This is a genomic window from Sphingobium chungangianum, assembly GCF_977014255.1.
In genome coordinates, this window is the sequence record NZ_CDRNIV010000002.1 from 872504 (window position 1) to 884380 (window position 11877).

Genomic DNA, 11877 nt, shown 5'->3' on the forward strand with positions numbered 1-11877 from the left:
CCCGTGGGTCAGTGACCCACGTTACAACGCTCCGGCATATTCCTCCACCGTGTTAGCTGGTGCGGTTTGAGCGCCCCTGACGAGCCGCCCCGGCCGCGCGCCGGTCGCGTTGTCGGTGCGGCGGATGGCTTCGCCCGAGACGATGGTGGCGACGAAGCCGGTGGCTTTCTGGTCCAGCCGCCTGCCGCCTGCCGGCAGATCATAGCGTATATGAGGAGCGTGGAGGCGCAGGGTCTCAAGATCGAGGATGTTGATATCCGCCTTGTAGCCGGGCGCAATCCTGCCCCGGTCGCGCAGGCCCATCGTCTCGGCCGGGCGTGAGGTGAGGGCGCGGACGGCCTGAGGGATGCTGAGCTTTGGTCCGGCTCGATCGCGGGTCCAGTAGGTCAGCAGGAAGGTGGGATAGCTTGCGTCGCAGATTGCCGCATAATGGGCGCCGCCGTCGCCCAATCCCATGACCGTGTCCGGATGCGTGATCAGGTCATGCACCGTGTCGAGGCTGCCATTATAGAAGTTGCCGAGGGTGTTGTAGAGCATCCCCCCGCCATCGCCGCCGTTCATCATGAGGTCGTAGGCGACTTCTTCCGGTGTGAGGTTCAGGCTGCGCGCTTGCGCTCCGACGCTGCTTTCCGCCGGAGGTTCATAGTTGGGCGGGTCGGAGAGCGGGAAGATCCAGTCCCAGTTCCGGGTCATCATCGCCAGGGGATGGCCCTCATGGGGCTGTTCCGCGATGAGTTTTGCGCGAAATTCCGGGTCGCGCAGATGCATGAGTTGTTGATCGAGCGGTAGAGCGGCGATCGCTTCATAGCTTGGGCAGAGCGAAAAGGGGTGGCTGGACAGTTCAAAGCCGCAGATCATGCCGACGGGGCGGGGGAGTATTTGCGGGCTGATCTTCAGGCCCTGCGCATTGGCTTCCTCGCAGATGCGGAGCGCGTCCTGCCAGACGGGCTCACCTGTATTGGAGGTGCCGAGCGTGAAGGTGGCTGGCCGGTTCGCTGCCTTTGCGACGGTGAGAAGGTGGGCAAGCTCGTCGGTCCAGCTGGAGAAGGGGGCGTCCAGCACCATCTGCAAGACGCCGGTATCCGCGTCCCGCATGGCGCCTGTAATGGCTTTGAGTTCCTCGACATCGGCCTGATAGCTGGGGATATTCTCTCCAGCCTTTGTGCGGTGGATGAGGAGGCGCGAGGTTGCGAAGCCGATCGCGCCCGCGTCCAAGGCTTCGCGGGTGAGGGCCTGCATCTTTTGCAGGTCGGCAGGGGTCGCGGCCTCGCGCTGCGCGCCGCGTTCGCCCATCACGAATACGCGCAAGGGGCTGTGCGGCAGAAGGGCGGCAATGTCGATGTCGCGGGGACGGCTTTCGAGGGCGTTCAGATAGTCTGGGAAGCTTTCCCAATCCCAGCTGAGCCCTTCGGCCATGACGACTCCGGGGATGTCCTCGACACCTTCCATCAGGCGGATCAAACGGTCGTGATCAGCAGCGCGGCAAGGCGCGAAGCCCACGCCGCAATTGCCGATCACGACCGTGGTCACGCCATGGGAGGAGGAGGGGGAGAGTTCCTCCGACCAGATGGCCTGACCATCATAATGGGTATGGATATCGACGAAGCCGGGCGTGACGGTGAGGCCCGTTGCATCGATGACTTCGCGGGCTTCTCCGGTAAAGGCGCCGACGCTGACGATTTTTCCATCATGGATGGCGACATCGCCAATGAAGGGCTCGCCGCCGCTGCCGTCGACGATGGTGCCCCCACGGATCAGCAGGTCGCATGCGTTCATTCGGCTGCCCTCGCGATGGGTTCGAGACTGGTCTTGCCGTCCGATGCCCAGAAGGCGCCTTCTTGTGTCGTATCGACCTCTTCGACGCCGCGCACGCCCAGCGCCTCGCGCGCTTCGGCCAGCGGCAGGTGGAACACGGTTTCGAGCCTCTTCATGAAGAGTGCGTCGCTTTGCTGCCCCACCTTCATGCCGCGCTGGATCGCGTTGACGGCGGTCGGCCACACTTCGGGATAATGCAGCATCGTGCGTACGGTGTAGCGGAGCGATCCGAAAATCTGGATCATGTTGACCTCCGCCGCCAGATGCGGGTTGCGCATATGCTTTGGCACGTTGGTCAGGCGATACCAATAGGGCACCAGCTCACCCATGAAATTGAAGCCGCCGCCGCAGAGGATATGTTCGAAGTCATGCGTCTGGCCCGAACGCAGATTGTAAAATTGAAGCTGTGTTTCCGGTTCTTTCCAGGGCGTGATCTGGATCTCATAATCTCCGGCCGTCATCTGCTGGTAGAAGATGCCGCCCAGGGAGCCGGGTTCATATTGTTGGAAATCTTCGATCTTGTAGGTGGAGATGAAGCCTTCGCTGAACCAGGCGTCCAGTTCGGGATTTACCTTCCTCTCCTGCGTGAACATGTCTTCGATCGCGTCGAAGTCGCGGAGTGAATCCAGGATCGGGAGGAACTCGTACATTTCCGCCGGCGGGGGCACGTCGGGACCGTTTCGCCGCAACAGGATCATCGCCAGCCATTCGCGCAGGCGCGGATTGTTCAGATATTTGGACGATGAGATGAGTATGCTGCTGTCCGTTTCGACGGGCATCAGCCCGCGTGCGAGATAGGGAATGTCGACCATCTTTTGTCGTTCCTTCAATCAAGTACCAATTGCTTGTTGCCTGAACCCCAGGCGCTGATCCGTTCATCCCCCACCTTGAATTGCGGCAGCAGGTCGAAGAAGCTCTTGTCCGCGACGACGATGCGCTGGAGGCGGCGGGGCGTCATGCCGGTGAGGTCGCCGCGCGCATGCTGGAGCGCGATATTGTCCCAGATGACGAGGTCGCCATTATTCCAGTGGTGGCGGTAGACGCGATCTTCGCGATAGAGTTCGGCAAACAGGGCGTTCAGCGTTGCGTCGCTTTCCGGCTGGTCCATGCCGGTGATGCGGGCGGTCTGCATGTCGCTGATATAGAGGATGGGCTCGCCGGTTCGGGGATGGGGGATGATGACCGGGCGTATCTGATGCGGCAGGTCGGTCGAACTGTCGTAGCCGACCGTACGGTGCGTTTGGATCGGGGCGATCATCGTGACTGCCTCCCGGCCTGCGACGGCGGCTTTCAATTGCTGCGGCAGGGCGGCGGCCGCAGCCGCGCCGTTGGCGAAGTCGGTCCAGCTTTGCCCGTCATTCACGGCAACGGCATGCAGCGAGATGATCTTGAAGGGTTCTTCGGTAAAAGCCAGATCGCTGTGCCAGGTGAGCGGCCCCGATCCTAGGGCGCCGTCGCTGGATATTTCGCGATATTCACCGTGCGACCCCAGGACCCGGCCGAAATTTTCGAGCAGCCGGACCTGATCGGCCTCGCTGAGCTTCTGATTGCGGAACAGGATGAGCTTGTGGCGATCAAATAGCTCGGTCAGCCTTTGTTCGAATCCGTCGGGCAGCGGCCATTGCAGCCGAACGCCGATTTCGACGCCGAACGGTTCGAGCGGCCGCTCCGTCCATGGCAATGCCATTTTATCGCTCTCCATCTTTCTATATGACCGAACGGTATCGAACCGTTCGGTTCTCGTCAAGAAGCATGGGTGCATCGGTGCCTGAGCCTGTTATAGCAGGTTCCAATGTGCGGGGATGCAGAATGAAAGTGGTAGCGGAGGCCGGGAGCCAACTGGCGTCGCCGCGCGTCCGGCATTTGCTGTCGTCGGCGTGCGCGCAGTTTGTCGAGCGCGGTTTTGACGCGGTGAGCATCGATTCGATCGCCCGCACCGCAGGCGTCAGCAAGGAAACGATCTACCGCTACTTCCCCGATAAGGAAGCCTTGTTTCGCGCAGCGCTGGATGCGCAGGGCGCGGAGTTCGATGCTCGCGCGGCGGCGGTGCATGAAAGTGCCGCCACGGGGGGCTCTGAACTGGCGGGGCTTGCGCGAGCGATTCTGGATTCGGCGCTAGATCAGGGAATGTTCGGCGCGCTTTGGGTTGCGGCTGGCGTCGCGCACAAGATGCCCGACCTGGCGTCGTCGTTGCAGAATGGGCAGGGCATGCGGCTGGAGCCGGTGCGGCTCGCGCTGGAGGATTATGCGAGAGACAAGGGCGTTGACCGCCCGGTGCCGCTGGAACTGGCGCTGGATTTCGGATCGCTTGCGGTGGAAGGCCCCGTTGTCCTCATGGGCTTTCCTCCCGCTTCGCCAGAACATCGCGAGCGGATAGTGCAACAATCGGTGGCGCTTTTCATTCAGGGTATCCGGGCGGGAGAGTCGGATGGCTTGCCTTCGCCCGAGCCGTTATTCGACGCCGAGCGGCCACTGCGTGAGGAGCCGCTTCCTCATATCCGAACCTTGCTCGATGTAGCAGGGCGCCATTTTCTGGATGAGGGCTTTGAAGGCGCCAACCTGAACCTTATCGGGGAAGAGGCACGGGTTGGGCGGGGTACGCTCTACCGGCATTTCGCCAGCAAGGCCGGGCTGTTTGCAGCTGCAATGCGCATAATGGCCGAAGACTGTGCGCGCGTGGCCAGGCCGCCAGCGTTGCCTTCGGGCGAAGCCGATCCGGCGGCATTAAGCCGATATGTGGAAGCGGCCTTGGATAACCTGGCTTCCAGTCGTTCAATCCGGTTGCACCGCGTCGTCATCAGTCAGTCTCGCCGGGACGCTGCATTGGCGCGGGACGTCTACTTTATCCTGCGAAGGCCGTGGGTGACGGGGTTGATCCCCTGGCTGGAAAGCCTGGGCATCAAGGAGAGTGCGGACTGGCACGCGCGCCAACTGTTGGTGCTTGCGATGCGTGGCAACCGTCTGCTGGCGGGCGGGCATTCCATCTCAAAGCTTGAACGGCGGCATTATGCGGAACGTGCGGCGTCGATGTTCCTGCGGGGGTTCATGGCAGTGCTTTGAGCCTATCTCGAATCCGTCGAAGCTGGTGAAGAAGGTTCCCAATTCACATCCTATGGCGTGACAGGCGTTCCCGATCGGATGAATGCCGCGGTTTCGGGCTCGCATGATTTCATCTGCTCCAGAAATTGCTGGATGCGTGGTTCCGCGACGCCAAGCCCGCGTGCGCAGAAGAGGATCGCGTCGCGCAACACGCGATCTTCCTCATAGGGTATCGCAGTCTTTTCATGGCAGCGCGCCACCAGCATCATCGTGCTGATATGTTCTATGAAAGCGCCGACATTCGTTGTCGAAAGCGCCTCTCCGGGCATTCCCCCGTCGGCCCGTGCCGCCTGCAACGCCTTTTCCAGATTGGGCAGTGTCAAGCGCAAGGCTCGGCGATAGACGAGGCGAGCGTAGCCTCCGTCGCCGGCAAGGCTGCCTAAGACCATGCGCAAGCCTTCTGCATTGAGGGCGTACATCCCGGCGGTCGCATATCTGAAGGTGCGCCGCAAAATTTCGAGCAAGCCCTCTGTGCTGGCTTCGGCGTCACCGAATGATCGGAAGACCCTGTTCTGGTCTGCGATCACCTCGCGCAATACGGCCCGATAGATGTGTGTCTTGGTAGGAAAATGGCGGAACAGCAGGGCTTCCGACACACCAGCGGCGCGGGCGATCTGTTGCGTCCGCGCGCCCTCTAACCCGTGGCGCGCGAAAACCGCCCTGGCCGCCGCGATGATGGAAGCGCGGCGACCGACGCTGGAAAGACGGGTTGCGGACATCGTTTGTACTATTACTCCGGGACCAGGCTGGGCGATCGGCGTCCCCGCCTCGCGAAAATGTGAGAAGGCAGTTTAAGGCGTTACGGATCGGAAACAAGGCAGATGCACGTTGACCGCTATTCCGGTGAGGCGCCTGCCGTGGCTTTCCCGTCAGGCTGGTCCTGTTCGATCGTCGCGATAAATCGGCTCAGCAGCGCCTTTTGCCGCTCGATCATCGCTGGAGAGAGCGGGTCAATGCCTGCCAATCCTCGAGAAAGAGGGGCGGCCCAGAAATAGCCGAACATCATGTTGAAGATGGCAACGATCTGGAGGATCAGATCCTCGGCCGGAGGCTCGACCTCGGCCGCGCGTGTGATCCGCCGTCCATAATCCATCAGCCGTTCCACCCAGGCCATGCCGATCTCGTCCCGATCCGATGGGGGCGACAGGATCGACCGGATAAGCAGCATGGACACATTGGGATGCTGTGCCAGCACATCGATCAGCTTGTCGGACAGCGTGCGAAAGGAGGCTTCTCGCGGCGACCGGCTGATGGTCGCCTCCATCTCGTCCGCCAGGGGTTGGAGCGCCCGTTGCAGAACTTGCCGGTACAGGGCGTCCTTGCTTTCGAAATGCTTGTACAGGCCGGGCTGCTGGATATTTGCCGCCGCTGCGATGTCGCGTAATGCGGTCGCCTCATAGCCCTTCTGCGCGAACAGCAGTTCCGCCGTGTCGAGCAAGCGGTCGGCGGTGCGCTGTCCCTTGCTGGTGCGTTGGACGACATGTTCGCTGATGGCGCGCTGGGCGGTGCTGGTCATGGGTTTGTTCGTAACGGGCCGACCGGGATTTGGCCATATGTCGTGGCTGATCTGGTCGGCAAGCATAGCCATTCCTATATGGTCAGGCGCCGCCGCCACCCATGTGGCAGGGTGCGCATTGTCCTTGACAGTTGCGTGTGGGGGCGCATGAGCGCCTGCAAGTGCGGAACGGCGCATCCCATTGCTCAGAGGATCAGAGATGGAAGATATTTATATTGTCAGCGGCGTCAGGACGGCGATTGGCGATTTCGGCGGCTCGCTGAAGCCCTTCATGCCTTCGCAGCTCGGCAGCATCGTCGTGAAGGAAGCGCTGTCCCGTGCCGGTGTGTCGGCTTCCGACGTTGAGCATGTCGTGATGGGTCAGGTGATGCCGACCAGTGCCCGCGATGGCATGCTGTCGCGCGCCATCGCCTTGCAGGCAGGGGTTCCGTTTGAGGTTCCGGCGCTGACACTGAACAGGCTTTGCGGATCGGGCGTACAGGCGATCGTATCGGCCGCGCAGATGATGAAGCTGGGTGAAGCGTCGATCACCGTCGCGGGTGGCGCTGAATCGATGTCCAATGTGCCTTATCATGATCATGGCACGCGCTGGGGCCGGAAGATGGGCGACAATCCGGTAGAGGACGCGCTGGTCTGCGGGCTTCAGGATGCGAGCGGCGGATACCATATGGGCGTGACGGCGGAAAACTGCGCCGAACGGCATGGCATCACGCGCGAACAGCAGGATGCGCTGGCGGCCGAAGGGCATCAGCGCGCGGTGCGGGCTATCGCGGAAGGCCGGTTCAAGGAGCAGATCGTGCCGGTCGAGGTCAAGACGCGCAAGGGCGTGACCATTTTCGACACGGACGAACATCCCCGCGCCGACACCAGCGCCGAGACGCTGGCCGCCATGCGTCCTGCGTTCAAGAAGGACGGGACAGTTACCGCAGGCAACGCGTCTGGCATCAATGATGGCGCGGCCGCCGTCGTCCTGGCGACGGCAAGCGAAGTGGAACGGCGCGGGCTGAAGCCGCTAGCGAAGATACTTGCCTGGGGCCACGCGGGCGTGGAGCCGGAATATATGGGAGAAGGCCCGATCAAGGCGGTGCCGGTTGCCCTGAAGCGGGCCGGGCTGACGCTGGATCAGATGGACGTGATCGAAGCCAACGAAGCCTTCGCGGCGCAGGCTCTTTCGGTAGCCAACGCATTGCAGTTCGATGGGGAAAAGCTGAATCCGAACGGGTCGGGCATCGCGCTTGGCCATCCTGTCGGCGCGACCGGCACGATCCTGACGGTCAAGGCCGCTTATGAACTGAAGCGGATCGGCGGCCGCTATGCCCTTATCACCATGTGCATCGGCGGCGGTCAGGGCATCGCGCTGGTGATCGAGAATGTAGACTGACGATTGAATGCCGCGCCGGATCCTGGACATGCGGGGTTCGGCGTGGTAGTCGATACCTTGTCGCAGAGCGGCTCTGCTGCTCCGACGGCCCTATCCCGAACATGATGCGTCATGTCCTCTCCTTATTTCGAGAACTCAATCCCTTGTCGTGCGTTTGGACGAGGCGGCGGTTTGACCACCCGCTGGCATGGAGTAGATCATGTCCGTTCTCGTCGAGTTTCCCGGAGGCGCATGCCGCGAAGTTCCCAGTCAGCTCCGGGCGATCGGTCCTCGGCAGAACGGTGCGCCTGAATTCGAACAGGTTCCGCTCAATTGCGATCCCCAGTGGAAATTTGAACGCGAAGATGGCCGTTGGGTCGCGGTGCGTCGCCAGGGGCAGTTGTTGGCACTGCGCCCCGCTACTCCTGCGTGGTGGCATTTTGTCGCACTGATGATCGAGCCTGAACGGCCCTCGTCCGCTGCGGGCATTGCGGATCAGGTAGTCGAGGCAGGGCTTCAATCGGCGGCTTGATAGGGAAGCGTTATCGTCCTGGTCGGGGCGCTTTGCGCCGCCGGGCCTTGATGGCCTCCAGTTGACCGATGCATCCTGGTCCCGACCGATGGGATCACCAACCAATCCCGATAGGGATCACCCGATGATCCTGTCACCCACTTGTCCGGCAGTGAACTTGCGGTGGCTGACCCGGTCGCGATAGCCTGCATCCAGCACGATCGCCCCTAAGAGGCGACACAGATGCAATGGCTTCGGCTCGAGGGAAAACAAGCCTCAAGAGGAGAGAGAGATGACGGACATGTTGATCCGTGGCGGCACGGTGGTCGATGGCACAGGCGCGCCCGGCTATGCTGCTGACGTGCGCGTGGCAGGCGGCAGGATCACCGAGATCGGCGCGGGTCTGACCGCCGCCGCCGGTGAGGAAGTGGTGGATGCCAGTGGGTGCTATGTGACGCCGGGCTTCATCGAAAGCCACACCCATTATGACGCGACGATGTGGTGGCAACCGGACCTTGATCCGCTGCCCGGCAACGGGGCGACCACGGTAATTCTGGGCAATTGCGGCTTTAGCGCAGCGCCGCTTTCGAAGGAAAAGGCCGCGCAGTTGGAGATGATCAAGATTTTCTCCTTCTTCGAGGATATTCCGTTGAAGCCCTTCCTCCAGAACGTCCCATGGGACTGGGAGAAGTGGTCGGAATATAAGGCTTCGATGGCGCGCAACATCAGCTTGCCTGCCAATTACTCTGCGTTCGTTGGTCATATTGCCCTGCGTCTCGCTGCGATGGGCGTTGAAGCATGGGATCGCGCGGCAACGGCTGAAGAGATTGCGCGCATGGCCGAACTGCTGGAGGATGCGCTGGCCGCTGGGGCTCTTGGATTGTCGGACAATCTGCACGACCATGATGGCGACGACCGCGCCATCCCGACATTGCTCGCCGATGACGCGGAGTTCGAAGCGCTTTTTACGGTGATGGAGCGTTACCCCGGCACGACCTATCAGGTCATCATCGACACCTTCATGCGCAAGACCGGACCGGAAAGTCTGGAGCGGCTTGGGCGGCTGGCGAAAGGCCGGGCTATCCGTATGCAGGTGGCGGGTGGCATTCCGACGCTGGAATTCCAGAAGGATATTCTGCCCCGGTTGCAGGACACCCTTGCGAAGCTGAAGGAAGAAGGGATCGATGTCTGGCCCGGCTATGCACATGTCTCGCCGACCAGCACGCTGAGCCTCGTCAAGTCGCTGATCTTCGCCCAGTCCAATGACTATGTCTGGCATGAAGTAGTCCTCGCCGAAACGCATGAGGAAAAGGCGCGCCTGCTGGCCGATCCCGACTGGCGGGCGCGGGCGCGGGAGAGTTGGGACACCAAGGCGTGGCCGCATTCGCCGATGAATAATCCGCAGGACCTGTATCTGCTGGATAGCGAAAATGGCACCGGCCCCGTGGGCGGCACTTTGAAGGAATTTGCGGAGTCGCGTGGTCTGCACCGTTCGGACGCGATGGCGCAGTGGATTCTTGAGAATGGCACCAAATCCACCGTGCATATGGCGCCCTTCCCGAAGGATGAGGACCTGACCATCCAGCTTATGCTGGACCCGCAGACGGTGGGGAATATCTCCGACGCGGGCGCGCATCTTCAGATGCTATGCGGTGGCGGCGAGAATATCCTGCTCTTCACCAAATATGTGCGGGAAGGGCTGCTCACTCTGGAGCAGGCGATCCATGTAAAGACGGGCAAGCTCGCCAATTTCTTCGGCCTGCATGATACGGGCGAGATCAAGGTCGGGCGGCGCGCCGACATTGCCGTCTTCAACCTGAGCGAGGTCGAATATCGCAATATGGAGAAGCGGTTCGACGTGCCCGATGGCGATGGCGGTACGACATGGCGCTTCACTCGTCCGGCTGCGCCCATGCGGCTTACGCTGGTGAATGGGGTCAAGACCTTTGACGGCAACAGCTATACCGGCGCCCGTCCGGGCGAATATCTGGTGCCCACCGCTGCGGCGAATGACGCGCTGGCTTCGTTGGAAGCCGCTGAATAAAGAAAAAGGGTGCGGGCGGTGCATGCCGTTCGCACCCTGTCCTTGCAAATGGGAATATGAATTTGGCAAAATTCGGTGCGATCGACCAGATCGGGATATTGGTGGACGATCTCGATGCCAGCATAAATCGCTGGATCAGTCATTCGGGCGTGGGTCCATGGACCGTATTCCGCAATGTCGCGCTGGATGGCCAATATCGTGACGAACCGACCCGCGTCACCATGCACGTCGGATTATCCTATCAGGATGGCGTGCAAATTGAGTTGATCGAGGCCACGAACGACGCCCCGTCACCCTATCGAGCTGATGATGGGTCGCGCTTGCTGGGCCTTCACCACATCGCTCGCATAGTCGATGATCTGGACGCCGCCGTTGAAACTGCGGTGGCGGGGGGCATGGAAGTGCTTTTCACGGCGCATAACCCTGCCACGCGCGTCGCCTATTTGCGCGTCCCCGGCGAGCCTGGCCAATTGTTCGAGTTTATCTGCGGCCCCGATATGCGCGGCATGTGCGAAGCGGGGATCGTGGCGGCCCGCGACTGGGACGGCAGCGATGCTGTAACGGTGATCGACTTCGCGGCAATGTAGTAGGCGGCTGCCCCTCATCAGAGGGGCAGCGCCAATCCTGATCTCACTCCGCCGCCATGGAGGGCATGCCCTGATGGCTTGGCCTTGGGTCTTCGCTGATTGCGGTGGTCCATGCCCATTCACCGGGCTTTGGCGGATTAGTGATGCCAAATTCCTCGCGAATATCTGTCACCTGCCAATCGAGATAGTCGCGATAGGGTATGAGGAAGAGGGGATGCTTCCAGTTACGCCCTTGTGCTGCGCCAATGTCTTCAGCATCGAGCTCTATCTTCACTGATTCAGGATAGAAAAGCCCGCTCTTCATCATCGTCTTGGCGCGCAGATAGGAACTGACGCGGTTGAAGAAGGATGCGAGTTCAGGCGTGAAATATTTATAAAGCGCGCGCATGTTCGCTGCCAGCAGCGCTATTTCACCGGCATGATTGGTTTCAAAACCCGTGATCATATGTTCGATGTCATGGGTATGGGTCCGCTCCTTCATGTAGAAGTCGAAATCGGTCTCTATCTCCATCCCCTGGAAGAAATGGTCCATATTATAGCCGCTATTGACCACGAAATCGTAGATCACGGCACGTAGCGTGCCGGGCTCAGCACCGGCCAGTTCCTCATTTTTGAACAGCGAGACTTTTTTGCCGTCCAGCCATGTCTTGAATTCAGGAAGCCGCGCCTTTTCTTCCTCGAACAGCTGGAAGATACGGGGCCAGTTTTCCAGTTCCATCAATATCTTCACGACATCGGGAATATAGGCCGTGTTAGGCAGTTCAGCGCCGTTCCGCCGCAGCATCTCCTGAGCGATCAGCGCGCGCAGTTGCGGGTGGTTGAGATAGGGCGAAGAACTGATCAAGACGGAGCTTTCGGTCGTGAAGCCCGGCCCCGAGCCATTATAATATTCAAAATCCGCGCTGCTTACGCGCGCCGCAATCTCGTTTTCCATCATGTCTCTCC

11 protein-coding genes are annotated in these 11877 nt (G+C 60.9%); 5 read left to right on the plus strand and 6 right to left on the minus strand.

Features of this window, described 5'->3' with window-relative positions; translation table 11 throughout:
• Positions 1-21: 21 nt before the first annotated feature.
• Genes ACWNC0_RS04010 through ACWNC0_RS04020 form a run of 3 tightly spaced genes read right to left on the minus strand, consistent with a single transcriptional unit; the run spans position 22 to position 3502 of the window.
• On the minus strand, positions 22-1776 hold the full coding sequence (locus ACWNC0_RS04010; protein ID WP_449469775.1) for an N-acyl-D-amino-acid deacylase family protein: 1755 nt from the start codon (positions 1774-1776) through the stop codon (positions 22-24).
• Positions 1773-2627 (minus strand): hypothetical protein, encoded by an 855-nt coding sequence (locus tag ACWNC0_RS04015; RefSeq protein WP_449469777.1) that lies wholly within the window; start codon positions 2625-2627, stop codon positions 1773-1775. Before ACWNC0_RS04015 ends, ACWNC0_RS04010 begins: the two co-directional genes overlap by 4 nt.
• A gap of 14 nt (positions 2628-2641) precedes the next feature.
• Positions 2642-3502 carry a TauD/TfdA dioxygenase family protein gene (locus tag ACWNC0_RS04020; protein WP_449469779.1) on the minus strand — a complete coding sequence of 287 codons (861 nt, stop codon included), beginning with the start codon at positions 3500-3502 and terminating at the stop codon, positions 2642-2644.
• A gap of 122 nt (positions 3503-3624) precedes the next feature.
• Here ACWNC0_RS04020 and ACWNC0_RS04025 point away from each other — a divergent pair, with 122 nt between their 5' ends.
• Positions 3625-4875: a TetR/AcrR family transcriptional regulator gene (locus ACWNC0_RS04025; RefSeq protein ID WP_449469780.1), complete on the plus strand. Its 1251-nt coding sequence runs from the start codon at positions 3625-3627 to the stop codon at positions 4873-4875.
• A gap of 50 nt (positions 4876-4925) precedes the next feature.
• On the opposite strand, the gene ACWNC0_RS04030 is transcribed toward ACWNC0_RS04025, so the two are convergent.
• Both ACWNC0_RS04030 and ACWNC0_RS04035 read right to left on the minus strand, forming a co-directional pair.
• Positions 4926-5633 carry a TetR/AcrR family transcriptional regulator gene (locus tag ACWNC0_RS04030; protein ID WP_449469781.1) on the minus strand — a complete coding sequence of 236 codons (708 nt, stop codon included), beginning with the start codon at positions 5631-5633 and terminating at the stop codon, positions 4926-4928.
• 116 nt (positions 5634-5749) lie between these two features.
• The gene (locus ACWNC0_RS04035) at positions 5750-6430 is read right to left on the minus strand and encodes a TetR/AcrR family transcriptional regulator (protein ID WP_449469782.1); all 681 of its coding nucleotides are present in this window, start codon (positions 6428-6430) and stop codon (positions 5750-5752) included.
• Between the two features lie 199 nt (positions 6431-6629).
• Between ACWNC0_RS04035 and bktB the strand changes: the two genes are divergently transcribed.
• From bktB to ACWNC0_RS04055, 4 genes are all read left to right on the plus strand, one after another.
• Positions 6630-7811 (plus strand): beta-ketothiolase BktB, encoded by a 1182-nt coding sequence (bktB, locus tag ACWNC0_RS04040; RefSeq protein ID WP_449469783.1) that lies wholly within the window; start codon positions 6630-6632, stop codon positions 7809-7811.
• Positions 7812-8010: 199 nt separating this feature from the next.
• Positions 8011-8322 (plus strand): hypothetical protein, encoded by a 312-nt coding sequence (locus tag ACWNC0_RS04045; protein ID WP_449469785.1) that lies wholly within the window; start codon positions 8011-8013, stop codon positions 8320-8322.
• Between the two features lie 271 nt (positions 8323-8593).
• Positions 8594-10345 carry an N-acyl-D-amino-acid deacylase family protein gene (locus ACWNC0_RS04050; protein ID WP_449469787.1) on the plus strand — a complete coding sequence of 584 codons (1752 nt, stop codon included), beginning with the start codon at positions 8594-8596 and terminating at the stop codon, positions 10343-10345.
• A 56-nt stretch (positions 10346-10401) separates the two neighbouring features.
• Positions 10402-10932 carry a VOC family protein gene (locus ACWNC0_RS04055; protein WP_449469789.1) on the plus strand — a complete coding sequence of 177 codons (531 nt, stop codon included), beginning with the start codon at positions 10402-10404 and terminating at the stop codon, positions 10930-10932.
• A gap of 43 nt (positions 10933-10975) precedes the next feature.
• On the opposite strand, the gene ACWNC0_RS04060 is transcribed toward ACWNC0_RS04055, so the two are convergent.
• Positions 10976-11869, minus strand: coding sequence for a hypothetical protein (locus ACWNC0_RS04060; protein ID WP_449469791.1), 894 nt, complete (start codon positions 11867-11869; stop codon positions 10976-10978).
• Positions 11870-11877: the final 8 nt, after the last annotated feature.